The organism is Actinoplanes octamycinicus, from assembly GCF_014205225.1.
In the GTDB taxonomy this organism is placed as follows: domain Bacteria; phylum Actinomycetota; class Actinomycetes; order Mycobacteriales; family Micromonosporaceae; genus Actinoplanes; species Actinoplanes octamycinicus.
In genome coordinates this window covers 3,798,318-3,823,912 of record NZ_JACHNB010000001.1, presented here as the reverse complement: position 1 = coordinate 3,823,912, position 25,595 = coordinate 3,798,318, and the positions used below count along the sequence as shown (strand labels likewise).

Below are 25,595 nucleotides of genomic sequence, written 5' to 3'. Positions count from 1 at the left end.
CGGCCCGATCGGCCGCGGCGACAGGGACAGCGAGGAAGGCCATCAGCTCGGTCACGCCGCCATCATTGCGATCCGCCGCGACCCCGGCCACCGAATTTCGCGGTCACCCGAGCGCCGCGAGAACCTCCTGGTATGTCCGGTCGATCCGGCCCTCCCGGCTGGTCACGAACCGGGCCTCCGGGCGCGACGCGAGCAGGGTCAGCAGCCGGTCATAGAGCGCCGCCACCTCGGCCCGCTCCGCGTCGGTGACCGGCCGGCCCTCGCGGGCCGCCCACCGGCGCAGCGCGCTCTCCCGGCCGTCCATCAGCACCAGGTGGTGGAATCCGGCGCCCACCTCGGCCGCCAGCGCCGCGGCCTGGTTCAGGAACTCCGGCCGGGCCAGCAGCTGCGGCACGATCACCGGGTGCCCGGCGAGCAGGTGCGCCCGGGCCGCGGCCAGCGCCGCCGCCCGGGCCAGCAGCCCGGCCTCGGCCGGCCGGTCCCGCCACCCGCCGATCAGGTCCCGGACCCGGTCGACGTCCAGGTTCAGCGTCAGCGGATGCTCCTCGGCGAACCGGCGGGCGAGGGTGGACTTGCCGCACCCGGCCGGCCCGTTCAGCACGATCAACCTGGTCACCCGACGGATGCTAACGCCGCTCTGCGCGCCTCGGCGGTCGCCGCTAGGGTCCAGATCATGGGTGTGGTCGCCGAACTGATCCTGATCCGGCACGGGCAGAGCCTGGCCAACGTCGCCTTCCCGGCCGCCGACGCGAAAGGCCTGCTGGAGGTCGAGCTGAGCGGGCGGGACGCCGAGGTCCCGCTCTCCGAGCTCGGTGTCGAGCAGGCCGAGGCGGTCGGCGCGTGGCTGGCCGCGCTGCCCGCCGGGCACCGTCCCGAGGTGGTGATCACCTCGCCGTACCTGCGGGCCCGGGAGACCTGGCGGATCGCCGCCGAGGCCGCCGGGCTGCCCCTGCCGGCCCCGCGTACCGATGATCGTCTTGTCGATCGGCTGCTGGGCGATCTGGAGATGCTCACCCGGGCCGCGGTCGCCGCCCGGTTCCCCGGCGAGGCGGCCCGGCTCGCCGAGGCCGGCCTCTACGAATACCGGCCGCCCGGCGGCGAGTCGTTCGGCGACATCCGGATCCGGTTGTCGTCCTTTCTCGAAGATCTGCACGCGGAGCACGCCGATCGGCGTGTGGTGGTGGTCGCGCACGATTCGGTGGTGCTGATGTTCCGCGCCGTTCTGGAGGATCTCGACTGGGACGGGGTGGCGGCCGTGGAGAAATCCGCGGGCAGCGTCCGGAACGCCTCGATCAGCCGTTTCCTGCGCAACGGTGAGAACAAGCTGGAACTCGACCGCTACAACGTGATCGACCACCTGCCACCGGCCTGACCGGCCGCGGGAAAACATATCGACCGGCGTCTTCCGCGAATTCTTCGTGGTGGATAGGTTGGGTCGATGCCCTCCCGACCTCTGGATAAGCGGTGAGGCGCGGGCTGGCCGGCCTGCTCGCGGCCGAGGCGATCTCACTGCTGGGCAGCCGGATCACCTTCGTGGCGCTGCCCTGGCTGGTGCTGACCAGCACCGATTCGGCGCTCCGGGCCGGACTGGCCGGTTTCGCCGAGATGCTCCCCTACGTGCTGGCCGGCCTGCTCGGCGGCCCGATCGTGGACCGGGTCGGGCCGCGGCCGACCGCGGTGGCCGCCGACGCGGCCAGCCTGCTCGCGGTCTCCGGCATCGCGATCGTCACCACCACCGACACGGTTCGCTACCACACCCTGCTCGGCCTGATCGCGCTCGCCGGCGCGCTGCGCGGCTTCGGCGACACCGCCAAGCGCGCCCTGCTGCCCCGGGTGATCGCCGACGCCGGGCTGACCACCGAGCGCGGCACCACCCTCTACGACGGGATCAGCCGGGCCGCCACGCTGCTCGGCCTGCCGCTGGCCGGGCTGCTGGTGGCCGCGGTCGGCCCGGCCCGGGTGCTGCTGGTCGACGCCGCCACGTTCGGCCTGTGCGCGCTGCTGATCACCGTCTACGTCACGGCCGGCGCCACCGGCCACCACCCCGCCGAGGACGAGGAGGGCGGGTACGCCGCGGCCCTGCGCTGCGGTTTCCGGTACGTCCGGCAGGACCGCCTGATCATCGGGATCATGTCGATGCTGTTCGCCACGAACCTCTTCGACCAGGCGTTCGCCACCGTCTTCGTGCCGGTGTGGGTGCGCGAGAGCCCGCACGGCCCGGCCGCCCTGGGCGTGCTGGGCAGCGCCTTCGGCATCGGCGCGGTGGCCGGCAACCTGCTCTGGACGGTGATCGCGCCGCGCCTGCCGCGCCGCACCACGTTCGCCGTCTGCTTCCTGGCCGGCGGCCCGGCGCAGCTCTTCGCCCTCGCCCTGACCGACCGGTTGTGGCTGGTCCTGGCGGCGGCCGCGCTGGCCGGCGCGCTGATGTCGACGATCAACCCGATCCTGCTGGCCGCCGTCTACGAACGCATCCCGGTCCGCGTCCAGGGCCGGGTGATGAGCGTCCTGATCGCCTTCTCCTGGGCCGGCATCCCCCTCGGCGGCGTCCTCGGCGGCTGGGCAGCCGACGAGCTCGGCCTGCGCACCGGCGCCCTGCTCGCCGCCATCGGCTACCTGACGGTCACCCTCTCCCCGTTCCTGTTCTCGGTCTGGCGCTCCCTCGACGAGCACCGCGCGGCCCCAGCCAAGACCCTGGTCACCGCCAAATGAGAGGACCCTGGCCGCACACCCCAGCCGACCAGCGCACACCCAGCACCGCACCCCCGTCACCGGCGCTCGGCACTCGCCACCGGGCACTCGCCACTCGCCACCGGGCACTCGCCACTCGCCACTGGGCACTCACCACTCGGCACCCGGCACTCGCCACCCAGCAATCGCCACTCGGCGCTCGCCACTGCGCTCGGCGCTCGCCGCTCGCCGCTCGCCACTCGCCACTGGCCACTCGCGCCACTCGCGCCACTGGGGCCACTCACCACTCGCCGTTCGGCACTTCGCATTCGGCACTCGGCACTGGCCACTCGCCACTCACCGCTCGGCACTCGCCACTCGCCACTCGCCGCTCGGCACTCGCCGCTCGGCACTCGCCACTCGGCACTGGCCACTCGCCACTCGGCAGTCGCCACTCGCCACTGGCCACTCACCAGTCGCCGCTCGGCACTCGGCACTCGCCGCTCGGCACTCGGCACTCGCCACTCGCCACTCGCCACTCGGCACTCGGCACTCGGCACTCGGCACTCGGCATCGAGCACCCAGCGCCTTGCGCCTGGCATCCGGCACCCGCGACCGCTCGCGCCCCTGGCGACGCGCCTAGCTCACCGCGCCGGTCATCCACAATGCCGTTCCGTCCACAGGCCACCCTCCGCCGACGCCCTTTTTCGGCCACACTGACCAGCGGGGGCTCCCCCTTGGGAAGGGCGGGGTCTGAGGATCTTGGGGTTGGGCTGGTCGTGAGGTTGTCAGGGGTGCTGGAGGAAGCCGGTGACCTGCTGGCGGAACCAGTCGGCGTCGTCCAGCCAGGCGAAGTGACCGCCACCCGGGACCATGGCCAGCTCGGCCTGCGCGAAGAGACCGGCGTACTCCGCGGCGCTCTTCGGCGGCAGCTGGAGGTCGGCCTCGCCGGCGATCAGGAGCACCGGGGCCGGCAGGGCAGCCAGCTCCGTTCGTACCGTCAAGGGGTCGAAGGCGCCGTCGGCGTAGTAGGTCGCGGCCGCCAACCTGTTCTTCTGGCCTGCCTCGCGGGCCGAATAGGCCTGGGTCTCGGCGTCCCAGCGGCCGTAGATGAACGGGGCCAGCGCCCGGCCGTCGGCCGGGGTCGCCTGGCCGGACTGGACGCGTTCCAGGGCGGCGAAGGCCTCCGGGAACCACGGCTCGCCGCGGCGTTCCTCGGCGACCTGCCGCCGGTCCAGGTCGGTGATCTCCAGGCCGACCACGCGCGGGCTCGCGTTGACCAGGACCAGGCGGCGGATCCGGTCCGGGTGGCGGGCCGCGTAGAGCAGCGCGATCGTCGCGCCGGCCGAGTGGCCGAGCAGGTCGAAGCGGTCCAGGCCGGCGTGCTCGCGGAGGGCCTCGACGTCGCCGACCTGATGGTCGCAGCGGTAGGTGGCCGGGTCGGCCGGGACCGCCGACGCGCCGGTGCCGCGCAGGTCCGGGATGACGAGCTGCCGATCGGCGGCGAGCCCACCGAGGTCACCCAGATAGGCGGCGGCCTGCATCGGGCCGCCGGGCAGGCAGACCAGGGGCTCGCCGGCGCCGGAACGATGCAGCGCGAGGGAGGTTCCGTCGGGGGCGTCGAAGCTTTCCACGCCCGGATCCTATGCGTGAGCCTCGATAAATGGCCGGGAAATGTCGGGCCCGCTGACTACCCTGACGGCCGTGACTGAGATTACCGGGGACTTCGAGATACACCTGACGGTCTATCCCGGGCAGGCCGAGGGCCTGGCCGCGTTCGCCGCCGAGCACGGTGTCAAGTTCCTGCACATCGAGCTGGACCGGGGCACCTCGGCGTCCCAGCCGATGCTGACCCTGCACGGCAGCGGCACGCTCACCGAGCAGCTGGCCACGGTGCGGGACTGGTGCGGCTGGCTGCGGGTGGCCGGGATGGATCCGATCCGCAGCAAGATCGAGGCCACCCCGTGGGCGGCTGGGGTGCCGCAGTCCGACGAGGCCGCCCGCGACGAGCCGGCCCACCGCTATTTCGAGCATCACATCAAGCTGCGCCTGCCGGCCGGGGTGGCCGATCTGATCGCGATCACCGACCTGGTCGAGCCGCACGGCGCCCGCCTGTCGCGCAATGCGCGGAAGCGGTCGGCGGACGGTTCCGAGATCCGGTTCGTCAATCAGCGCTGCCACCGGGCCGGCCGGGCCACCGCGTCGGAGCGTCTCGACCGGCTGGTCACCGCGCTGCGCGAGGACGGCCACGAGATCGTCTCGGTCGAGCAGGAGTATGTGGTGCACGACGACAACCTGCGGCTGGACGACGGCTGGCTGCCTCGCGCCGAGCCGGCCCGCGCCGCCGTGAGCCGGACGCCGCACCTCGACCGGGTCGCCCCGCGGCAACGCCGGGACTTCCCGGCCACCTACCATCCGGTCGCCGGCACCCTGCAGGGGCTGGTCTTCGACCCGGCGCTCAAGCAGCACGAGAATGCCTACCGGGCCGGTGAGCCGATCTTCGACAACCCGGTCGAGGGGGACCGCTGGCGGGCCGCCCGGCGCGCCGCGCTGGACCACGTGCTGACGGTGCTGGCCGGCGGCTCCTGGGGGCGTTCGCTGGTGCTGCGCGGCAGCGTCACGATGCCGGCCTGGGCCGGTCCGGCCGCCCGCGAGCCCGGCGACCTCGACTTCGTGGTCATCCCGGCCTCGATGACCAGCGACAGCGCGGAGGCTCGGGCGCTGCTCGACGGCATCGTCGCCGAGCTGGCCGCGCGTCCCGGCGCCGGCCTGCGCCCGGAGCGGGTCGAGCAGTCCGCGATCTGGACCTACGAGCGGGCCGACGGCCGGCGCCTGGTGATCCCCTTCACCGGGTCGCGGATCCCGGAGGGCGCCGTGCAGGTCGACATCGTGTTCGGCGAGGAGCTGCCGATCGCGCCGGAGCCGCTGCTGCTGCCCGGCCAGGACCGGCCGGTCCTGGCCGTCACCGCCGGCCTGTCCCTGGCGTGGAAGCTGTTGTGGCTGGCCACCGACTGCTATCCGCAGGGCAAGGATCTGTACGACGCGGTGCTGCTCGCCGAGCGGGCCACCGTCGACCTGGCGCTGGTCCGCGAGCTGATGCGGCCGGAGCTGGGCGACGAGGCCGGCCGGTTCACCGCCGAGTCGGTGCTGAGCTGGCCGGACGTGGAGTGGGACAACTTCTTCCGGGACTATCCGGAGCTGGTCACCGAGCCGCACGAGCAGCCGTGGCTGCGCCGGCTCGCGGTGGCTCTCGATCGGTCCTGGAGCTAGCTGGCTAGTCACCGGTCCAGTCGCGGATCTGGGCGGCGACCTCGCGGTCGCCGTCGATCCGGACCGCGTGCAGCGGGATCCTGCGGTGCAGCAGCAGCACCAGGTCGCTGGCGGTGCCGTGGATCCGGGTGACCGGTTCACCGCTGGCCGCCGGGTCGGCGGTGGCGCCGGCCGGGGACAGGTCGACGGTCCAGGACGGCCCCTCGATCGCCTGGTAGAGCACCCGGGCCGGGCGGTGCGGCCAGGCGCCGAGTGCGCCCAGGCCGGTGCTGAGGAACTCGTGCACGCCGTCGACGGCGACCGCGGCGGGCAGCGGCTCCGGCTTGCCCAGCGACTCCAGCGCGTCGTAGGCGTGCACCGCCGCCTCCTGCACCTGGTGCCGGGCCACCGCCCCGGCGGTGTGCGGCGCGGCCGTCGACGGCCACCACGCCCAGCACGGTGTCTCCGGGCCGGCCGCGCGCAGCGCGGTGCCGAGCATCCGGGTCGACTCGGCGGACCAGGCCAGCAGGTCGCTCTGCGGGACGGTGCTGCCGTGCCGCTCCCGGGACGGCGGGCCGGACGGGTCCGCCTCGGTCACCACCAGCGCCCAGAAACGCTGCACCTCGCCGAGGTGGGCGACCAGGTCACGCAGCGACCAGTCGGGGCAGCCCGGCACCCGGACGGCCGGGTCGGGCGCCGTGGCGGCGGCCTCGCGCAGGGCGGTCGAGCGCTCCTCGACCAGGGCGACCAGGTCGGGGAAGGGCGAAGTCGGAGTCATGTCCGGTTTCTACCATCGGGAGATGACAAAAAGGCGGCGCGCTTGTTGCGCACCGCCTTTTCGACGTACGAAATCCGACGCCTCGCCGGATCAGACGCCTCGCCGGATCAGACGTTGAAGCCGAGCGCCCGCAGCTGCTCGCGCCCGTCGTCGGTGATCTTGTCGGGGCCCCACGGCGGCAGCCACACCCAGTTGATCCGGAAGTCCTGCACCAGCCCGCCACCCGGGCCGGTGGTCAGCGCCTGCCGGGTCTGGTCCTCGATGACGTCGGTCAGCGGGCAGGCCGCCGAGGTCAGCGTCATGTCCAGGGTGACGACGTTGTCGTCGTCGACGTGCACGCCGTAGACCAGGCCGAGGTCGACGACGTTGATCCCGAGCTCCGGGTCGACGACGTCCTTCATCGCCTCTTCGACGTCGTCGACGGACGCCTTCTTGGTCACGGCCGGCTTGTCGGCCGCCTCCGAGACGCTGGCCTCGGGAACCTCGACCGGCTCGCCGGCCTCTTCAGCTGCGGCGCGCTCCTCGGCGAGCCACGCGGGAACCTCGTCGGTCTTGTCGGTCATGCCTTCACCTCCGGGCTCGCGCCCACGTCGACGCCGGCACGCGCCGCGGCGTCCTTGAATGCCATCCACGGCAGCAGGGCACACTTCACCCGGGCGGGGAATTTCGCCACGCCGGCGAAGGCGATCCCGTCGCCGAGCACGTCCTCGTCCGGTTCCACCTGGCCGCGGCTCTGCATCAGCTCCACGAACGCGTGGTGGATCTCGGCGGCGTCGTGCCGGTCCTTGCCCTGCAGCAGCTCGTGCAGCACCGAGGCGGACGCCTGGCTGATCGAGCAGCCGAGACCGTCGTACGAGATCTCGGAGAGGTCCGAGCTGACCCGTACGGTGATCTCGTCGCCGCAGGTCGGGTTGACGTGGTGCGCTTCGCCGTCGAAGGGGTCGCGCAGGCCACGCCCGTGCGGGTTCTTGTAGTGGTCCAGGATGATCTCCTGGTACAGCCCGTCGAGCATCATCAGCCGAACACCTTCCGGACCTGGTCGAGACCGCGCGCCAGGGCGTCGATCTCCTCCGTGGTCGTGTAGAGGTAGAACGAGGCCCGGGTCATCGCCGGCACCGCGAACCGCACGCAGACCGGCCGGGCGCAGTGGTGGCCGACCCGGACCTCGACGCCGAGCGCGTCCAGGATCTGTCCCACATCGTGCGGGTGTACCCCGTCCACACCGAACGACACGGTGCCGCCCCGGTTGAGAGGCGAGGCCGGGCCGAAGATCCGGACGCCGGGGACCGCGGCGAGCTGCTCCAGCGCGTACGCCGTGATCTCCTGCTCGTGCCGGTGGATGTTCTCCATCCCGAGCCCGGTCAGGTAGTCGACCGCCGCGCCCAGCCCGATCGCCTCGGTGATCGGCGGGGTGCCGGCCTCGAAGCGGGCCGGCGGCGGAGCGTACGTCGTCTTCGCCATCGAGACAGTCTCGATCATCGACCCGCCGGCCAGGAACGGCGGCATCTCGGCGAGCAGCTCGAACCGCCCCCAGAGCGCGCCGATGCCGGTCGGGCCGAGCATCTTGTGCCCGGTGAAGGCGATGAAGTCGACACCGAGCTGCCGTACGTCGATCGGCAGGTGCGGCACCGACTGCGAGGCGTCCAGCATGACCAGCGCGCCGACCTGACGGGCCCGCTCGACCAGCCGGGTCACGTCGTTGATGGTGCCGAGCACGTTGGACATGTGCACCACCGAGACCAGCTTGGTGCGCTCGTTGACCAGCTCGTCCAGCTGCGACTCGTCGAGCCGGCCCTCGTCGGTGATGCCGAACCAGCGCAGCGTGGCGCCGGTCCGCTCGCAGAGCAGCTGCCAGGGCACCAGGTTGGAGTGGTGCTCCATCTCGGAGATGACGATCTCGTCGCCCGGGCCGAGCCGCAGGAACGACCCGGCCGCGTGCGCGACCAGGTTGATCGCCTCGGTGGAGTTCTTGGTGAACACCACCTCGTCCGGGGTGCCCGCGCCGATGAACGCGGCGATCTTGGCGCGGGCGGCCTCGTACATCTCGGTCGACTCGGTGCCCAGGGTGTGCACCGAGCGCGACACGTTCCCGTTGTGTTTCTCCTGGTGCAGGCGCATGACGTCGAGCACCTGCACCGGCTTCTGCGAGGTGTTGGCGCTGTCCAGGTAGACCAGCGGGTGGCCGTTCACCTCCCGCTCGAAGATCGGGAAGTCCTTGCGCACCCGCGCGACGTCGAAGCTCATGATCTGGTCCTTATGCCTTGGCGAGGAACTTCTCGTAGCCCGACACCTCGAGTTCCTCGGCCAGCTCCGGGCCGCCCTCCTCGACGATCTTGCCGCCGACGAAGACGTGCACGAAGTCCGGCTTGATGTAGCGCAGGATCCGGGTGTAGTGGGTGATCAGCAGGAAGCCGGTGGCACCGGTCTCGCGGACCCGGTTGACGCCCTCGCTGACGATCCGCAGCGCGTCGATGTCCAGGCCGGAGTCGGTCTCGTCGAGGATCGCCATCTTCGGCTTGAGCAGCTCGAGCTGCATGATCTCGTGCCGCTTCTTCTCCCCGCCGGAGAAGCCCTCGTTCACGTTGCGCTGCGCGAAGGCCGGGTCCATCTGCAGTTTCTCCATGGCGCCGCGCAGCTCGCCGGCCCAGGTGCGCAGTTTCGGCGCCTCGCCGTCGATCGCGGTCTTCGCGGTGCGCAGGAAGTTGGCCACCGAGACGCCGGGGACCTCGACCGGGTACTGCATGGCCAGGAAGAGGCCGGCCCGGGCGCGCTCGTCCACGCTCAGCTCCAGCACGTCCTGACCGTCCAGGGTCACCGAGCCGCCGGTGATCTCGTACTTCGGGTGGCCGGCGATGGAGTACGCCAGGGTCGACTTGCCGGAGCCGTTCGGGCCCATGATGGCGTGCGTCTCGCCCGACTTGATGGTGAGGTCGACCCCGGCCAGGATCGGCTTCAGCTCGCCATCGGGCAGCTTCACCGAAACCTGCAGGTCGCGGATCTCCAGGGTGCTCACGGCTCTACTCCATTGCTCGGTGTCGTCGAAACGTAGATGTCTCCGTCGCGGATCTCGACGGGGTAGACCGCCACCGGGTCGATGGCGGGCGGTCCGGAGGGCTCACCGGTACGCAGGTCGAAGCGCGAGCCGTGCAGCCAGCACTCCAGCGTGCACCCGTCGACCTCGCCCTCGGAGAGCGCCACCGAGGCGTGGCTGCACTCGTCCCGGACCGCGTAGAAGTTGTCGTCGTCGGCGTGCACCACCGCGATCTCGACGCCGTCGACCTCCACCTGGAGCGACGTGCCCTTCGCGATGTCGGACGCCGGTCCGACGTTCTCGAACGTGGTCACTGACCGGCCTCGGCCAGGCGGGCCTCGATCGCGTCGCCGAGCCGCTCGCGCAGCTCCTCGACCGGGATCTTGTTGATCAGCTCGGCGAAGAAGCCGCGGACCACCAGCTTGCGCGCGTCCCCCTCGGGGATGCCGCGGGCCATCAGGTAGAACAGCTGCTCGTCGTCGAAGCGGCCGGTGGCGCTCGCGTGGCCGGCGCCGGCCACCTCGCCGGTCTCGATCTCCAGGTTGGGGACCGAGTCGGCGCGGGCGCCGTCGGTCAGCACCAGGTTCCGGTTGATCTCGTACGTGTCGGTGCCGGTGGCGGCGGCCCGGATCAGCACGTCGCCGACCCAGACGGTGTGCGCGGACTTGCCCTGCAGGGCGCCCCGGTAACCGACGTAGCTGCGGCAGTCCGGCACCGAGTGGTCGACCAGCTGGCGGTGCTCGTGGTGCTGCCCGGCGTCGGCGAAGTAGAGGCCCCACAGCTCGGCGTCGCCGCCGCGGCCGGCGTAGTCGACGCTGGTGAACTGGCGGACCAGGTCGCCGCCCAGGGTCACCTGCACGTGCTGCACCCGGGCGTCCTTGCCGACCCGGAACTTGACGTGCTGGGCCTGCACCGCGTCGTGGTCCCACTCGGCCAGCGTCACGAAGGTGAGCTGGGCGCCGTCGCCGATGATCACCTCGACGTTGTCGGCCAGGGTGACCGTGCCGGTCTGCTCCAGCACGACGGTGGCCTTGGCGAACTGGCCGACCCTGACCACGGTGCGGGCGGCCGCGGCCGCGCCGCCCTTGCCGACCAGCCGGATCACCGCCGCCTCGGCGGGCACCGCCTCGGCCGCCACCTCGATCACGGTGACGCCGGCGGCCGAGCCGTAGGCCAGGGCGCTGATCCGGTCGAACGGGGTGAGCACCGGGTCGACGTCGTCGGCGGTCGAGACCGTCACGCCGGCCGGCAGGTCGCCGAACTCCACGGAAGGCGCCGCGCCGCCCAGCGACGTGGCCGTGACCAGGTCACGCAGCCGCTTGAGCGGGGTGAAACGCCATTCCTCCTCCAGGCCGGTCAGGGCCGGGAAGTCGGCGACGTCGAAGGAGCGCAGCACCTGCGACTTGGTGCTCGGCGGGGCGATGGCCTCGGTAGTCATTTCTTCCTTATGTCCGCTTCTTTGCGCTTGTCAGCTGAGCCCCGGGCCGGTTAACCCACGGCCCCTTCCATCTGCAGCTCGATCAGGCGGTTCAGCTCCAGCGCGTACTCCATCGGGAGCTCCTTGGCGATCGGCTCGATGAAGCCACGCACGATCATCGCCATCGCCTCGTCCTCGGTCAGGCCGCGGCTCATCAGGTAGAAGAGCTGGTCCTCGCTGACCTTGGAGACGGTCGCCTCGTGGCCCATGTTCACGTCGTCCTCGCGGATGTCCACGTACGGGTACGTGTCCGAGCGGGAGACCGTGTCGACCAGCAGCGCGTCGCACTTGACCGTGCTCTTCGAGTGCGAGGAGCCCTCCAGCACCTGGACCAGGCCCCGGTACGACGTGCGGCCACCGCCCCGGGCGATCGACTTCGACACGATGGTCGAGGACGTGTACGGCGCGGCGTGCACCATCTTGGCGCCGGAGTCCTGGTGCTGGCCCTCACCGGCCATCGCGATCGAGAGCACCTCGCCCTTGGCGTGCGGGCCGGTCATGTAGACCGCCGGGTACTTCATCGTCACCTTGGAGCCGATGTTGCCGTCGATCCACTCCATGGTCGCGCCCTCCTCGCAGGTGGCGCGCTTGGTGACCAGGTTGTAGACGTTGTTCGACCAGTTCTGGATGGTCGTGTACCGCACCCGGGCGTTCTTCTTCACGATGATCTCGACGACCGCGGAGTGCAGCGAGTCGGACGAGTAGATCGGCGCCGTGCAGCCCTCGACGTAGTGCACGTAGCTGCCCTCGTCGGCGATGATCAGGGTCCGCTCGAACTGGCCCATGTTCTCCGTGTTGATCCGGAAGTAGGCCTGCAGCGGGATGTCGACGTGCACGCCCTTCGGCACGTAGATGAACGAGCCGCCGGACCACACGCTGGTGTTCAGCGCGGCGAACTTGTTGTCGCCGACCGGGATGACCGTGCCGAAGTACTCCTTGAAGATGTCCTCGTGCTGCTTCAGCGCGGTGTCGGTGTCCAGGAAGATGACACCCTGCTGCTCGAGGTCCTCACGGATCGCGTGGTAGACGACCTCGGACTCGTACTGCGCGGCGACGCCGGCCACCAGACGCTGCTTCTCCGCCTCCGGGATGCCCAGCTTGTCGTACGTCGCCTTGATGTCCTCCGGCAGGTCCTCCCAGCTGGCGGCCTGCTTCTCGGTGGAGCGGACGAAGTACTTGATGTTCTGGAAGTCGATGCCGGTGAGGTCGGCGCCCCAGTTCGGCATCGGCTTGCGGTCGAACAGGCGCAGGCCCTTGAGCCGCAGGTCGAGCATCCACTGCGGCTCGCTCTTCTTCGCGGAGATGTCCCGCACCACGGCCTCGGACAGGCCACGCTGCGCGGCAGCGCCGGCGACGTCGGCATCGGCCCAGCCGTACTCGTACTTGCCAAGAGCGGCGAGGTGCTCTTCCTGAGTGACGATCTGGTCAGTCATTGCTATCTGTCCTAACCGTGGTGGCGGTGATGCGCGAACCGCGAGCGGGGATGTGCGTGGTGCACACCCCGTCGCCGTGCGCGATGGTGGCGAGGCGCTGCACGTGGGTGCCGATGAGCCGGGAGATGACTTCGGTCTCGGCGTCGCACAGCTGAGGGAACTCGGCAGCCACGTGGGCCACCGGGCAGTGGTGCTGGCACAACTGTCCGCCGGACGCGATCGTGGTCGCGCTGGCAGCGTAGCCCTCCGCGGTCAGCGCGTCGGCGAGTGCCTCCGCCCGCGCGATCGGATCGGTGCCGGCCTCCTCCAGGGCGGTGCGGCAGCGGTCCTCCAGGGCCTGGATCTGCGAACCGGCGAACGCGGTGACCGCCTCCGGCCCGTTGTGCTGGGCGATCCAGCGGAGCGCCGCGGCGGCGATGTTGTCGTAGTGGTGCGGCAGGCTCTCCCGGGCGGCGGCGGTGAGCACGAACGCCTTGGCCGGGCGGCCACGGCCGCGCGGGCCGGTGCGGCGCACCTCGCGGGTCTCGACGAGCGCGTCGGACAGCATCGCGTCCAGGTGCTTGCGGATCGCCGCGGGGCTCAGGCCGAGACAGGCGCCGAGCTCGGCCGCGGTGGCCGCGCCGCGCTCCAGCAACAGCTGGGCGACCCGATCGCGGGTGCGCCCGTCCGACGCGGCGGCTGTCGCCACCGCACCGTCTCCGAGCTGCACCTGGTTTTTCACTACGGCAACGTTACGTATTTCCTCGGGAGGCTGCAAACCGATCCCCGGGTGATCCATCACACCGGCCGCCGGGGACGCCTCCTTTCAAGATCAAATTCGGGCGTACGATGCCACGGGTGAAGTCCTTCGCGCCGCTGTTCCGCCCGTTCGCCGCCTGGCTGCGCCCCCTGGCGTGCGCGTCCCTGGTCGCCAACGTCGCGCTGATCGTCACCGGCGCGGCGGTCCGGCTCACCGACTCCGGCCTCGGCTGCCCGACCTGGCCGCGGTGCACCGACGAGTCCTACACGACGACCGCGGCGATGGGCGTGCACGGCGTCATCGAGTTCGGCAACCGGCTGCTCACCTTCGTGCTGGCCGGCCTCGCCATCGCCTGCTTCCTCGGCGCGCTGGCCCGGCCCCGCCGCCGCTCGCTGGTCTGGCTGTCGGTCGCGGTCGGCCTGGGCATCCCGATGCAGGGCGTGGTCGGCGGCATCACCGTGCTCACCCACCTGAACCCGTGGGTGGTCGGCCTGCACTTCCTGCTCTCCATCGCGCTGATCTCGGTGGCCTACGCGTTCTGGCGCCGGATCGACGAGGGCGACGGCGCCCCCCGCTCGCTGGTCCCGGCACCGCTGCGCGCCCTGGCCCGGCTGACCGCGCTGGCCAGCCTGGCCGTGGTCGCGGTCGGCGTGGTCGTCACCGGCAGCGGCCCGCACTCCGGCGACCGCGGCGCCAAGCGCAACGGCCTCGACCCGGCGGCGATCTCCCAGGTCCACGCCGACCTGGTCTTCCTGCTGATCGGCCTCTCGGTGGCCCTGTGGTTCGCGCTGCGCGCCGTCCCGGCCCCGCCGGCCGCGGTCCGCGCCGCGCTGGTCCTGGTCGCCGTCGAGCTGGCCCAGGGCCTGATCGGCTTCGTCCAGTACTTCACCCACCTTCCGGTGATCCTGGTCGCCGCCCACATGCTCGGCGCCGGCCTGGTCTGGTGCGCCACCCTGGCCGTCCTCTGGTCCCTGCGCGAACGTCCCGCCCTCACCGCCCCGGCCGCGTCCACCACGGATCCGGCGCCGGCCCAGGAGCCCGTCCCCGCCTCCTGACCCGCCACTCCCCGCCCACAGGGACGCAGCCCGGTCCCGGCACGCCCGGGTTGGTGAGAACCAGCCGAACCACCGCAAGGCGCGCGCCTCACCACCCCGGCTGGGCCTCACGGGTGCCTCACATCCCTCCAAACACCCGTGAGGCCCAGCCGGGCCACCGCGAGGCGCGCTGCAACCCGGACCGCATCGCGCCTCACGATCCCGGCTGGGCCTCACGGGTGCCTGACATCCCTCCAAACACCCGTGGGAACCAGCCGAACCACCGCAAGGCGCGCTGCGACCCGGACCGCGGCCCGCCTCACGATCCCGGCTGGGCCTCACGGGTGCCTCACGGCCCTCGAAACACCCATGGGAGCCAGCTGGACCACCGCGAGGCGCGCTGCGATTCGGGCCGCGGCGCGCCTCGCGGTTCCGGCTGGCGCTTCACCGCACGAGCGCCGGGAGGGCGGGAAAAAGGAGCGGGCCGCGACGGAGGTCGCGGCCCGGACTTTCGTGGGTGTGGGGTTAGAGGCGAGCCAGGATGGCGTCGGCGAGGCGGTCGGCGGCGCCCGGGGCCGTGCGCAGGAACAGCGCCGGCTCGGTGAGCTCCAGCTCGATCATCTGTGGCTTGCCGTCCGCGCCCGGGATCACGTCGACGCGGGCGTAGAGCAGGCGCTTGGCGCCGCCCGGGACCGCGGCGAGGACCTGGCGGGCGACCTCCAGCTCGGCCTCCGACGGGGTGCGCGGGGTGATCTCCTCGCTGCCCACGTCGATCGTGTGCTCGCCGGTCTGCCGCAGCATCGGGCCCTTGCGGATCGCGTGGCTGAAGCTCAGCTCGCCGGCCGCGTCCGGGAAGCAGAGCAGCGCGGTCTCGCCGGCGGTGGCGACCGCGGCGAGGTAGGGCTGGATCATCGCGGTGCGGCCGCTCGCGGTGAGCCGGGCCACGTGCGCCCGGGCCTGGTCGAGCTGCTCGGGGAAGGTGTAGCGGGCGGTGTCCTGGCTGCCGGCCGAGACGGTCGGCTTGACCACCCACTCGCCGGTGGCCGGTGGGGACCAGGTCTCCCCCGGGCCGACGAAGTCGGTCGGGATGACCGGGACGCCGGCCGCGGCGAGGTCGCTCAGGTACCGCTTGTCGGTGTTCCAGGCGATGATGTCGCCCGGGTTGGCCAGCCGGGGGACGCTGCGCGCCCAGGCCACGAACTGCTCGTGGCGGGCGACGTAGTCCCACGGCGACCGGATCACGGTCAGGTCGAACCGCGACCAGTCCGCGTCCGCGTCGTCCCAGCGCAGCACCTCGACGGCGACCCCGCGCGCGAGCAGCGCGTCGCGCAGCGGGTGGTCGTCCTCCCACAGGTCGGGGAAGTGGGCGCAGGTGACCAGGGCGACCCGGGCGTCCGGAGCGGCCATCAGCGGGCCATGCTCCGGCGCGCCATCGACCGCCACAGGTCGTTGCTGGGACGCATCTGCTCCAGGAGCTCGCGCTCCCACTCGTTCTCGACCTGGACGCCGGCGTGCTCGCAGGCCTCCCGGGCGACGCCGGTGTCCTGGGCGAACTGGTCGGACCACTCGCCATCCTCACCGACCAGGACGATGCGGGCGCCGCGCTTACCGACGTACTCGATGACCGCCTTGGCGCCGCCGTGCCCGGCGGCGAAAGACTTGATCTCGGAGGTCAGCGTCATTACGGAACCTTCTGCCATGCCTCGCAGCCTAAGCAATCAGCGACGCGCCGCGGGGTACTCCGGACGCCTTTTGTGATTGGAGTTACCAGCAGGTTTCCGCAGTCGGCGTATAGTTATGCACCAATTTCGCCCGAATTGTGCAGTCACCAGAATCCGTCGATCGAGTGACGGAACGTAGTTGACACTGGTCACAATCCGGGCATCGTGTGCGACAAGGCCGTAACCCGCTGACTGAACGCGACCTCAGATCAGGGCATCCACGGCGATCGCCATGAAGAGCAGCGTCAGGTATGTGATCGAGAGCTGGAACAGCCGCATCGGCTTCACCATGCCGCCGTTGCGGGTCTGGTAGACCAGCCGGATCGACTCGCCCAGGAAGAGCCCGCCGGTGAGCACCGCGGCGGCGCCGTAGATCCAGCCCAGCCCCAGGTCCCGCCCGAGCGGCCAGGCGATCAGCGAGGACGCCACGGTGAGCACGGTGTAGAGCACGATCTCGAAGTTGACCCGGGCGACCGAGCGGACCACCGGGAGCATCGGCACACCGGCCCGGGCGTAGTCGTCCTTGTACTTGATGGCAAGTGCGTAGAAGTGCGGCATTTGCCAGAAGAAGACGACTGCGAACAGCGCCCAGCCCATCGGCGCGATCGAACCGGTCACCGCGGCCCAGCCGATGACCACCGGCGCGGCGCCGCAGACGCCGCCCCAGAACGTGTTCGCCGGGGTGCGCCGCTTCAGCCAGAGCGTGTAGACCACGTCGTAGTAGAAGATCGAGAACGCGGTCAGCGCGGTCGCCAGCCAGTTGGTCAGCAGCGCCATCAGCACCACCGACACCACCGCGAGGGTGAGCCCGAAGATCAGCACCGCGCGCGGGGTGATCTGGTGGGTGGGCAGCGGCCGCCGCTTGGTCCGCTTCATCAGCACGTCGATGTCGCGGTCGATGTAGCAGTTCAGCGCGCTCGCCGCGCCGCCCGCCAGCGCGCCGCCGACCAGCACCGCGAAGAAGGTGACCAGGTCGGGCCAGCCGCCGGCGGCCAGCATCATGGTCGGCACCGTGGTGACCAGCAGCAGCTCGACGATGGCCGGTTTGGTCAGCGCCAGGTAGCCCCGCAACACCGCCATCCGGTCGCGTCGCGCTTCCTCGCGTGGCGCGGGCTCCGCCACGCCGGGCGACCGTCGCTGGACGGAACGCTCGGTGATCATGCTCACGGACAGCCACCTTCCGGCATTTGGACCAACTCGCGGCCGCCTGCCGGGTGGAGATCAACCCGGCCGAGCCGCCCGGACAGCCTACGCGCCACCGTCTCCGCTGCTCGGGCCACCCGGCACAGGTGGACGCCGTCACACCCGTCAACCGTGTGTCCGCTCACAGCGTATGCACCTGTGCCGTTCGCTGCGCAGACGTTTAGCCCGACTGGATAGGGTCAAGCCGAAAAGGGTTCCACAATCCTGCCCGAGGAGCACAACAGACGTGGGTGCCACAGATCCTGCTCTCAATTGGTCCGACCTCGACCGCAAGGCGGTCGACACAGTGCGGGTGCTGGCCATGGATGCCGTCGAGAAGGCCGGCAACGGCCACCCCGGCACGGCCATGAGCCTGGCTCCGGCCGCCTACCTGCTGTTCAACCGCGTCATGCGGCACGACCCGACCGACCCGCACTGGGCGGGCCGCGACCGGTTCGTGCTGTCCTGCGGTCACTCCAGCCTCACCCTCTACATTCAGCTCTTCCTCAGCGGTTACGGACTGTCGCTGGACGACCTGAAGTCGCTGCGCCAGTGGGACTCGCTCACCCCGGGCCACCCCGAGTTCGGGCACACGCCGGGCGTCGAGATCACCACCGGCCCGCTGGGCCAGGGCATCGGCAACGCGGTCGGCATGGCGATGGCGGCCCGCCGCGAGCGCGGCCTGTTCGACCCGGACACCGCGGCCGGCCAGTCGCCGTTCGACCACCACGTCTACTCGATCGCCTCGGACGGTGACATCGAGGAGGGCGTCAGCCACGAGTCGAGTGCGATCGCCTCGGTGCAGAAGCTCGGCAACCTCACGGTGATCTACGACGACAACCAGATCTCCATCGAGGACGACACCCGGATCGCCAAGTCCGAGGACGTCGGCGCCCGCTACGAGGCGTACGGCTGGCACGTCCAGACCGTCGACTGGAGCGGCTCGGACCCGTACGTGGAGGACGTCGAGGCGCTCTGGGCGGCGATCCAGGCCGCCAAGGCGGTCACCGACAAGCCGTCGTTCATCGTCCTCAAGACGGTGATCGGCTGGCCGGCGCCGAAGAAGCAGAACACCGGCAAGATCCACGGCTCGGCGCTGGGCAAGGACGAGATCACCGCCACCAAGGCGCTGCTCGGCTTCACCGACGAGCCGTTCGCGATCGACGACGAGGTGGTCAAGCACACCCAGCAGGCGGTCGAGCGCGGCAAGGCGGCGCACGCCGAGTGGCAGAAGGCGTTCGACGCCTGGGCCGCCGGCAACGCCGAGGGCAAGAAGCTGTTCGACCGGCTCGCCGCCAAGCAGCTGCCGGACGGCTGGGCCGCCGCGCTGCCCGAGTTCCCGGCCGACGAGAAGGGCCTGGCCACCCGCGCCGCGTCCGGCAAGATCCTGGAGGCGCTCGCCCCGGTCCTGCCCGAGCTGTGGGGCGGTTCCGCCGACCTGGCGGAGAGCAACAACACCACGATGAAGGGCGAGCCGTCGTTCATCCCGGCGGAGTACGCCACCAAGGAGTTCCCCGGCCACGAGTACGGGCGCACCCTGCACTTCGGCATCCGTGAGCACGGCATGGGCTCGATCCTCAACGGCATCGCGGTGCACGGCGGCACCCGGCCGTACGGTGGCACCTTCCTGGTCTTCAGCGACTACATGCGCGGCGCCGTCCGGCTCTCCGCGCTGATGAAGCTGCCGGTCGTCTTCGTGTGGACGCACGACTCGATCGGTCTCGGCGAGGACGGCCCGACCCACCAGCCGATCGAGACGCTGACCGCGCTGCGCGCCATCGTCGGCCTCGACGTGGTCCGCCCGGCCGACGCCAACGAGACCGCGTTCGCCTGGCGCGGCGCCCTGGAGCACCACGACCGCCCGACCGCGCTGGCGCTGTCCCGGCAGAACCTGCCGACCCTCGACCGCTCGAAGTACGCGTCGGCCGAGGGCACCCTCAAGGGCGGCTACATCCTGTCCGAGGCGTCCACCGGCACCCCGCAGGTGATCCTGATCGCCAGCGGCTCCGAGGTGGCCATCGCGCTCACCGCGCAGGAGCGCCTGGAGGCCCAGGGCACCCCCACCCGGGTGGTCTCGATGCCCTGCCAGGAGTGGTTCTTCCAGCAGGAGACCGCGTACCAGCAGCAGGTCCTGCCGCACGGGGTGAAGGCCCGCGTCTCGGTGGAGGCCGGCATCCGGATGAGCTGGGACCGGATCATCGGCGACGCCGGCGAGGCGGTCAGCATCGAGCACTACGGTGCCAGCGCCCCGGCGAAGATCCTCTTCGAGCAGTTCGGTTTCACCGCTGACAACGTCGTTGCGAAGGCCAACGCCTCCCTGGCGAAGGTCGGCGAGATCACCGGTCACAAGACCGGCAACTGACAGGAGTTGAAGGTAATGACCGACAGACTGGCAGAGCTGTCCGCCCAGGGTGTGGCGGTCTGGCTCGACGACCTCTCCCGGGTGCGGCTGACCAGCGGCTCGCTCGACAAGATGCGCCGTGAGCAGCACATGGTCGGGGTCACCACGAACCCGAGCATCTTCCAGAAGGCGCTCTCCGACGCGGACGCCTACGACGAGCAGGTCCGCGACCTGGCCGCGCAGCGGGTGACGGTCGAGGAGGCGGTCCGGCTGATGACCGCCGCCGACGTGCGCGCCGCGGCCGACGTGCTGCGCCCGGCGTACGACGCCTCGAACGGCGTGGACGGCCGGGTCTCGATCGAGGTCGACCCGCGCAAGGCGCACGAGACCGAGTCCACCGTCGCCGAGGCGAAGACGCTGTGGTGGCTGGTCGACCGGCCGAACCTGTTCATCAAGATCCCGGCGACGCTGGCCGGCCTGCCGGCGATCACGCAGACCCTGGCGGCCGGGATCAGCGTGAACGTGACGCTGATCTTCTCGCTGGAGCGCTACCGCGCGGTGATGGACGCGTTCCTGGCCGGTCTGGAGCAGGCGAAGGCGAACGGCCACGACCTGTCCAAGATCGGCTCGGTGGCGTCGTTCTTCGTCTCCCGGGTGGACACCGAGGTGGACAAGCGGCTCGACAAGATCGGCAGCGACCAGGCCAAGGCGCTCAAGGGCAAGGCCGCGATCGCCAACGCCCGGCTGGCCTACGAGGCGTACGAGGAGGTCTTCGGGTCGGAGCGGTGGAAGTCGCTGGCCGCCGCCGGGGCGCACCCGCAGCGGCCGCTGTGGGCCTCCACGTCCACCAAGAACCCGGACTTCCCCGACACGATCTACGTCGAGGAGCTGATCGCGCCCGGCACGGTGAACACCATGCCGGAGTCGGTGATCGTGGCGTTCGCCGACCACGGCACCACCAAGCCGGGCAGCATCACGAACAACTACGCCGACGCCAAGCAGGTCTTCGCCGACCTGGCGGCGGTCGGCGTCGACTTCGACGACGTCGTCAAGGTCCTCGAGGAGGAGGGCGTCGAGAAGTTCGAGGCGAGCTGGAAAGAGCTGCTCGAGCACGTCGAGAAGTCGCTGAAGACCGGCGAAGGCGCCTGACGGACGCCGTGCGGCCTGTCGCGGAACCCTCCGCGACAGGCCGCTCCCCTCACGAAAAACTGGCAGGATGGCAACGTGGGTAATCCGCTGCGCACCGCACAGGACCGACGGCTACCGCGGATTCCGGAGCCCTGCGCTCTGGTGATCTTCGGGGTCACCGGTGACCTGTCCCGTAAGAAGCTCATCCCGGCCGTGTACGACCTGGCCAACCGAGGTCTGCTGCCGCCCGGTTTCGTGGTGGTGGGCTTCGCCCGGGCCGACTGGGGTGACGGCGACTTCGAGTCGCTGGCCTACGCCGCCGCCAAGAAGGGCGCCCGGACCCCGTGGCGCGAGGACGTCTGGCAGCGGCTGTCGAGCCAGTTCCAGTTCGTGCCCGGCTCGTTCGACGACGACGCCGACTTCGACAAACTCGCCGAGACCCTGGACGAGCTGCGCGAGCGCAACGGCATCCAGGGCAACACGGCCTTCTACTTCTCGATCCCGCCGGCCGCCTTCCCGCTGGTGCTCAACCAGCTCAACCGCACCGGCCTGGCCGACAACGCGAAACTCGGCGGCTGGCGCCGGGTGGTGGTGGAGAAACCGTTCGGCAACGACCTGCAGACCGCCGTCGCGCTGAACCAGCTCGTCGACGACGTCTTCAACCCGGCCGACGTCTACCGGATCGACCATTACCTGGGCAAGGAGACGGTCCAGAACATCCTGGCCCTGCGCTTCGCGAACAGCCTGTTCGAGCCGGTGTGGAACTCCAAGTACGTCGACTCGGTGCAGATCACCATGGCCGAGGACGTCGGCATCGGCACCCGGGCCGCGTTCTACGACGCGTCCGGCGCCGCCCGCGACGTGCTGCAGAACCACCTGCTCCAGCTGCTCGCGCTGGTCGGGATGGAGGAGCCGACCAGCTTCGACCCGCAGGAGGTGCGGGCCGAGAAACTGAAGGTGCTCAAGGCGATCAGCCTGCCGGCCGACATCGCGGCCGGCTCGGTGCGCGGGCAGTACCTCCCCGGCTGGGTGGCCGGCGAGCGCGCGGTGGGCTATCTCGAGGAGAAGAACATCCCGCCGGACTCCACGACCGAGACGTACGTCGCGGTCCGCCTGGGGATCCAGAACCGGCGCTGGGCGGGCGTGCCGTTCTACGTCCGGGTCGGCAAGCGGATGCCGCGCCGGGTCACCGAGATCGCGATCCTCTTCAAGAAGGCCCCGCACCTGCCGTTCGACCCGGCCGACGTGGAGATGCTGGGTAACAACCAGCTGGTCATCCGGGTCCAGCCGGACGAGGGCGTGGTGCTCAAGTTCGGCTCCAAGGTGCCCGGCACCGCCATGGAGGTCCGCGACATCGCGATGGACTTCCAGTACGGCGAGGCGTTCACCGAGTCCAGCCCGGAGGCGTACGAACGGCTCGTCCTGGACGTGCTGATCGGCGACCGCACGCTCTTCCCGGACGCGGCCGAGGTGGAGCAGTCCTGGCGGGTCATCGACCCGCTGGAGGCCGCCTGGGCGGGCACCACGCCGGAGCCCTACCGGTCCGGCGAGTGGGGCCCGCGGGCCTCGGACGAGATGCTGGAACGCGAAGGCCGCGCCTGGAGGCGAGCATGATCGGGCTGTGGGACACCACCGGTAACGAGGTCGTCAAGGCCCTCGCCGCGGAGCGCCGCAGCGCCGGGGGCGTCGCCTCCGGCCTGGCGCTCACCCTGATCGCGGTGGTCGAGGAGAAGAAGGTCCGGGAGGCCGAGGCGGCCGCCACCATCGCGGCGGCGGCGCACCCCTGCCGGGTGCTGATCGTCGTCCGCTCCGACCTGGACGGCCGCAGCCGGCTGGACGCGGAGATCGTGGTCGGCGGCCGGCTGGGCCCGGCCGAGGCGGTCGTGATGCGGATGTACGGCCGGCTCGCCCTGCACGCCGAGTCGGTGGTCATCCCGCTGCTCGCCCCGGACGTCCCGGTGGTCAGCTGGTGGCACGAGGAGCCGCCGGAGTCGATCGCCAACGACTTCCTCGGCGTGGTCGCCGACCGCCGGATCACCGACAGCGCGCAGGCGCCCGACCCGGTGGCCGCGCTGCGCCAGCGGGCCGCCGACTACGCGCCCGGCGACACCGACCTCACCTGGACCCGGATCACGCTGTGGCGGACGCTGGTGGCCGGCGCCTTCGACACCACCGAGGCCAAGGTGATCGGCGCCCGGATCGTCGCCCCGGAGAAGGACCCGACCGCCTGGCTGATGCTCGGCTGGCTCAAGTCCCGGCTCGGCGTCGAGCCGGTGCTGGAGCACACCGACCGGGCCCCGCGGATGCACTCGGTCGAGCTGCAGTGCGAGAACGGCGACTGCGTGCGGGTCACCCGCGAGGAGGGCACCGCGCTGTTCAGCCGGACCGGCCAGGAGGACCGCTACATGCCGCTGCCCAAGCGGCCGGTCGGCGACGAGCTGGCCGAGGAGCTGCGCCGGCTGGACGCCGACCAGATCTACGCGGAGGCGCTGGGCGCGATGGCCGGCCTGTCCGGTCTGGACCACCGCCCGTCGATGCGGGTGCACGTCTGGAAGGACCCGGCTCTGGCGGCCCGCGCGGCCAGCACCAGCGACGCGCTGGCCGGCTGAGCCACACAACTACAGAGAAGGGCCGTCCGCCACCGGCGGACGGCCCTTCAGCTAAAAAGGAGAGCGCAGTGAGTGAGACCGTGGTCGTGGTGGTTCCGGACGCCGACATCCTGGCGTCCACGGTGGCGGCACGGCTGACCATCCGGATCATCGACGCGCAGGCGGTGCACGGGACGGCGAGCGTGGTGCTGACCGGCGGCCGGGTGGCCGCCAAGGTGCTGCGCCAGCTGCGGGAGCTGCCGGCCGCCGCGGCGATCGACTGGTCCCGGGTGGACCTGTGGTGGGGCGACGAGCGGTTCCTGCCGGCCGGCGACCCGGACCGCAACGAGACCCAGGCGCGCGAGGCGGTCCTGGACGCGCTGCCGCTGGACCCGGCCCGGGTGCACCCGATGCCGGCCACCGACGGCCCGGACGGCGACGACCCGGACGTGGCGGCTGCCCGGTACGCCGCGGAGCTGACCGCCGGCGGCCGGCCGCTGCGCTTCGACGTGCTGATGCTGGGGGTCGGCGAGGACGGGCATGTGGCGTCGCTCTTCCCGGGGCACCCGGACGCGCGGGCCACCGGTGTCACGGCGGCGGTGCGGAACAGCCCGAAACCGCCGCCCACCCGGATCACCCTGACCATGGACACCATCCGGCAGGCCGACGAGGTCTGGCTGGTGGCGGCCGGTCCGGACAAGGCGGGACCGATCGGTGAGGTGCTGCGTGGGGGTGACCTGCCGGCCGCGCGCGCTCAGGGCGTACGCAAGACGCTCTTCCTGCTCGACGAAGCGGCCGCGAGCAAGCGGTGAGCGGGCCGATGATCCGCGCCTACCGGCCGAGCGACCTGGACGCCGTCTACGACATCTGTGTCCGCACCGGTGACGCGGGCCAGGACGCCCGCGGGAAGTACAGCTCGGACCGCCTGCTCGGGGACATCTGGGCGGCGCCCTACGTGATCCTGGAGCCGGAGCACGCGCACGTGCTGGACGACGGGACCGGCCGCCCGGTCGGTTACATCATCGGCACCGCGGACACCGCCAAGTTCGTCGAGCGGTACCGCGCCGAGTGGCTGCCGGCCACCGCCGGCCGGATGACCGACGGCGACCCGCGCGACGAGATCATGCTGGACCTGCACCGGCGCCCGGAGCGGATGCTGCACCCGGAGCTGGCCGATTACCCGGCCCACCTGCACATCGACCTGCTGCCCGAGTGGCAGGGCCGCGGTCAGGGCCGGGGGCTGATGGCCGCCTTCCTGGACGGGCTGCGCGCGGCCGGTGTGCCCCGGGTGCACCTCGGCATGTCGCCGGAGAACCCCGGGGCCTACGCGTTCTACCGCCGTCTCGGCTTCCACGACCTGTCGCTGGACGACCCGGGCGCGCTTTACCTCGGGCGGGACACCAGCCCGGTGTGAGTCACTCGCGGCCGCGGCGCTGGCGCACCTTGGCCAGCGCCTCGGCCAGGATGGCGGCCGCGTCCTCCTCGCTGCGGCGCTCCTTCACATAGGCCAGATGCGACTTGTACGGCTCGGTCCGCAGCCGCCCGGGCGGTCGCTCCTGATCGAGCCCGGCCGGCTGGCCGCACCGGGGGCAGTCCCAGGTCTCCGGGGCGGCGGCCTCGGCGGCGAACCAGATGAGACTGTCATGGCCGGCCGCGCAGAAGTATTTCACCTGGCGGCGAGGGGCCGGTTCGGTGCGCTCGTCGGGGCGCATCGGGCTGGACCCGACGCGGCTGCCACGGATAGCGCTGCCACTGGACACGGACGTCACTCCTGTCAGAGCGGGCGGAGGCTCGGAAGCCGGAAGATCAAAACGGTCAGAGAAGCCAAAAAGCCGCGCGACCGGTGAAACCGGCCGCGCGGCAGATTGTACGACGCTACTCGCGGGTCAGGAAGAGACGGCGAGTTTGAGCCAGAAGCCAAGCCCGACAATGCAGGCGAACCAGATGATGCCGACCAGCAGCGTGTAGCGGTCCAGGTTCTTCTCCGCGACCGAGGAACCGGCCAGGCTGGAGGTCACGCCGCCGCCGAACATGCTGGACATGCCGCCGCCCTTGCCCCGGTGCAACAGGATCAGCAGGGTCAGCAGGATGCTGGTGATGATCAGCAACACGATCAACGTGTACGCGAATCCGATCGGCATGGTCGGGTTCATTCCTCTCGAAGGGCACAGCAGCGGTCCCACAATAGCGGGTGCCCGGCCGTTTACCACGGCCGGGCACGCGCCAA

Annotated in this window: 26 protein-coding genes; 10 read left to right on the top strand and 16 right to left on the bottom strand. The window is 71.2% G+C overall.

The features are described 5' to 3' along the window. Positions 1–103 precede the first annotated feature (103 nt). Complete coding sequence (locus BJY16_RS17130; RefSeq protein ID WP_185040417.1) at positions 104–616, bottom strand: AAA family ATPase; 513 nt, start codon at positions 614–616, stop codon at positions 104–106. A gap of 57 nt (positions 617–673) precedes the next feature. Here BJY16_RS17130 and BJY16_RS17125 point away from each other — a divergent pair, with 57 nt between their 5' ends. Both BJY16_RS17125 and BJY16_RS17120 read left to right on the top strand, forming a co-directional pair. Continuing rightward, positions 674–1,372, top strand: a complete 699-nt coding sequence (locus BJY16_RS17125; RefSeq protein ID WP_185040416.1) for a histidine phosphatase family protein — start codon at positions 674–676, stop codon at positions 1,370–1,372. Positions 1,373–1,464: 92 nt separating this feature from the next. After that, entirely contained in the window at positions 1,465–2,709 is a 1,245-nt protein-coding gene (locus BJY16_RS17120; protein WP_185040415.1) for an MFS transporter, read from the top strand. 746 nt (positions 2,710–3,455) lie between these two features. On the opposite strand, the gene BJY16_RS17115 is transcribed toward BJY16_RS17120, so the two are convergent. After that, complete coding sequence (locus BJY16_RS17115) at positions 3,456–4,301, bottom strand: alpha/beta fold hydrolase (RefSeq protein ID WP_185040414.1); 846 nt, start codon at positions 4,299–4,301, stop codon at positions 3,456–3,458. Positions 4,302–4,371: 70 nt separating this feature from the next. Between BJY16_RS17115 and BJY16_RS17110 the strand changes: the two genes are divergently transcribed. Then, positions 4,372–5,937: a nucleotidyl transferase AbiEii/AbiGii toxin family protein gene (locus tag BJY16_RS17110; RefSeq protein ID WP_239176567.1), complete on the top strand. Its 1,566-nt coding sequence runs from the start codon at positions 4,372–4,374 to the stop codon at positions 5,935–5,937. Positions 5,938–5,941: 4 nt separating this feature from the next. On the opposite strand, the gene BJY16_RS17105 is transcribed toward BJY16_RS17110, so the two are convergent. The 9 genes from BJY16_RS17105 to BJY16_RS17065 all read right to left on the bottom strand — a co-directional run bounded on the left by BJY16_RS17105 (position 5,942) and on the right by BJY16_RS17065 (position 13,356). Beyond that, positions 5,942–6,694, bottom strand: a complete 753-nt coding sequence (locus tag BJY16_RS17105; protein ID WP_185040412.1) for a maleylpyruvate isomerase family mycothiol-dependent enzyme — start codon at positions 6,692–6,694, stop codon at positions 5,942–5,944. A 107-nt stretch (positions 6,695–6,801) separates the two neighbouring features. Further along, positions 6,802–7,257 (bottom strand): metal-sulfur cluster assembly factor, encoded by a 456-nt coding sequence (locus BJY16_RS17100; RefSeq protein WP_185040411.1) that lies wholly within the window; start codon positions 7,255–7,257, stop codon positions 6,802–6,804. Then, positions 7,254–7,709 (bottom strand): Fe-S cluster assembly sulfur transfer protein SufU, encoded by a 456-nt coding sequence (gene sufU, locus BJY16_RS17095; protein ID WP_185040410.1) that lies wholly within the window; start codon positions 7,707–7,709, stop codon positions 7,254–7,256. Before sufU ends, BJY16_RS17100 begins: the two co-directional genes overlap by 4 nt. Then, entirely contained in the window at positions 7,709–8,938 is a 1,230-nt protein-coding gene (locus BJY16_RS17090) for a cysteine desulfurase (protein ID WP_185040409.1), read from the bottom strand. The genes sufU and BJY16_RS17090 overlap by 1 nt, the downstream gene beginning before the upstream one ends. A 10-nt stretch (positions 8,939–8,948) precedes the next feature. Then, positions 8,949–9,707, bottom strand: a complete 759-nt coding sequence (gene sufC, locus BJY16_RS17085) for a Fe-S cluster assembly ATPase SufC (protein WP_185040408.1) — start codon at positions 9,705–9,707, stop codon at positions 8,949–8,951. After that, positions 9,704–10,039 (bottom strand): non-heme iron oxygenase ferredoxin subunit, encoded by a 336-nt coding sequence (locus BJY16_RS17080; protein WP_185040407.1) that lies wholly within the window; start codon positions 10,037–10,039, stop codon positions 9,704–9,706. Before BJY16_RS17080 ends, sufC begins: the two co-directional genes overlap by 4 nt. Beyond that, positions 10,036–11,163 (bottom strand): Fe-S cluster assembly protein SufD, encoded by a 1,128-nt coding sequence (sufD, locus tag BJY16_RS17075; protein ID WP_185040406.1) that lies wholly within the window; start codon positions 11,161–11,163, stop codon positions 10,036–10,038. Before sufD ends, BJY16_RS17080 begins: the two co-directional genes overlap by 4 nt. Positions 11,164–11,213: 50 nt before the next feature. Then, a complete protein-coding gene (sufB, locus tag BJY16_RS17070; protein WP_185040405.1) occupies positions 11,214–12,635 on the bottom strand; it encodes a Fe-S cluster assembly protein SufB in 1,422 nt (473 codons plus the stop codon). After that, on the bottom strand, positions 12,628–13,356 hold the full coding sequence (locus BJY16_RS17065) for a helix-turn-helix transcriptional regulator (RefSeq protein ID WP_185040404.1): 729 nt from the start codon (positions 13,354–13,356) through the stop codon (positions 12,628–12,630). The genes sufB and BJY16_RS17065 overlap by 8 nt, the downstream gene beginning before the upstream one ends. A 116-nt stretch (positions 13,357–13,472) precedes the next feature. Here BJY16_RS17065 and BJY16_RS17060 point away from each other — a divergent pair, with 116 nt between their 5' ends. After that, the gene (locus BJY16_RS17060) at positions 13,473–14,429 is read left to right on the top strand and encodes a COX15/CtaA family protein (protein ID WP_373873408.1); all 957 of its coding nucleotides are present in this window, start codon (positions 13,473–13,475) and stop codon (positions 14,427–14,429) included. Between the two features lie 504 nt (positions 14,430–14,933). Here the strand turns inward: BJY16_RS17060 and BJY16_RS17055 are convergent. The 3 genes from BJY16_RS17055 to BJY16_RS17045 all read right to left on the bottom strand — a co-directional run bounded on the left by BJY16_RS17055 (position 14,934) and on the right by BJY16_RS17045 (position 17,290). Next, on the bottom strand, positions 14,934–15,815 hold the full coding sequence (locus tag BJY16_RS17055; protein WP_185040402.1) for an ATP-grasp domain-containing protein: 882 nt from the start codon (positions 15,813–15,815) through the stop codon (positions 14,934–14,936). Continuing rightward, on the bottom strand, positions 15,815–16,108 hold the full coding sequence (locus tag BJY16_RS17050) for a hypothetical protein (RefSeq protein WP_185040401.1): 294 nt from the start codon (positions 16,106–16,108) through the stop codon (positions 15,815–15,817). Before BJY16_RS17050 ends, BJY16_RS17055 begins: the two co-directional genes overlap by 1 nt. A 225-nt stretch (positions 16,109–16,333) precedes the next feature. Next, positions 16,334–17,290, bottom strand: coding sequence for a heme o synthase (locus tag BJY16_RS17045; RefSeq protein ID WP_185046497.1), 957 nt, complete (start codon positions 17,288–17,290; stop codon positions 16,334–16,336). Between the two features lie 268 nt (positions 17,291–17,558). Between BJY16_RS17045 and tkt the strand changes: the two genes are divergently transcribed. The 6 genes from tkt to BJY16_RS17015 all read left to right on the top strand — a co-directional run bounded on the left by tkt (position 17,559) and on the right by BJY16_RS17015 (position 24,782). Then, a complete protein-coding gene (gene tkt, locus BJY16_RS17040) occupies positions 17,559–19,673 on the top strand; it encodes a transketolase (RefSeq protein ID WP_185040400.1) in 2,115 nt (704 codons plus the stop codon). 15 nt (positions 19,674–19,688) lie between these two features. Next, positions 19,689–20,801: a transaldolase gene (tal, locus tag BJY16_RS17035; protein WP_185040399.1), complete on the top strand. Its 1,113-nt coding sequence runs from the start codon at positions 19,689–19,691 to the stop codon at positions 20,799–20,801. A gap of 75 nt (positions 20,802–20,876) precedes the next feature. After that, positions 20,877–22,394 carry a glucose-6-phosphate dehydrogenase gene (zwf, locus tag BJY16_RS17030; protein ID WP_185040398.1) on the top strand — a complete coding sequence of 506 codons (1,518 nt, stop codon included), beginning with the start codon at positions 20,877–20,879 and terminating at the stop codon, positions 22,392–22,394. Then, positions 22,391–23,389 carry a glucose-6-phosphate dehydrogenase assembly protein OpcA gene (locus tag BJY16_RS17025; RefSeq protein ID WP_185040397.1) on the top strand — a complete coding sequence of 333 codons (999 nt, stop codon included), beginning with the start codon at positions 22,391–22,393 and terminating at the stop codon, positions 23,387–23,389. The genes zwf and BJY16_RS17025 overlap by 4 nt, the downstream gene beginning before the upstream one ends. A gap of 68 nt (positions 23,390–23,457) precedes the next feature. Next, positions 23,458–24,180 carry a 6-phosphogluconolactonase gene (pgl, locus tag BJY16_RS17020; protein ID WP_185040396.1) on the top strand — a complete coding sequence of 241 codons (723 nt, stop codon included), beginning with the start codon at positions 23,458–23,460 and terminating at the stop codon, positions 24,178–24,180. Further along, a complete protein-coding gene (locus BJY16_RS17015; protein ID WP_307835693.1) occupies positions 24,177–24,782 on the top strand; it encodes a GNAT family N-acetyltransferase in 606 nt (201 codons plus the stop codon). Before pgl ends, BJY16_RS17015 begins: the two co-directional genes overlap by 4 nt. Before the next feature lies 1 nt (position 24,783). Here BJY16_RS17015 and BJY16_RS17010 read toward each other — a convergent pair whose 3' ends face one another. Together BJY16_RS17010 and secG are read right to left on the bottom strand one after the other, a co-directional pair. Next, positions 24,784–25,128, bottom strand: a complete 345-nt coding sequence (locus BJY16_RS17010; protein ID WP_185040395.1) for an RNA polymerase-binding protein RbpA — start codon at positions 25,126–25,128, stop codon at positions 24,784–24,786. 126 nt (positions 25,129–25,254) lie between these two features. Next, a complete protein-coding gene (secG, locus tag BJY16_RS17005; RefSeq protein WP_185040394.1) occupies positions 25,255–25,509 on the bottom strand; it encodes a preprotein translocase subunit SecG in 255 nt (84 codons plus the stop codon). Positions 25,510–25,595 lie beyond the last annotated feature (86 nt).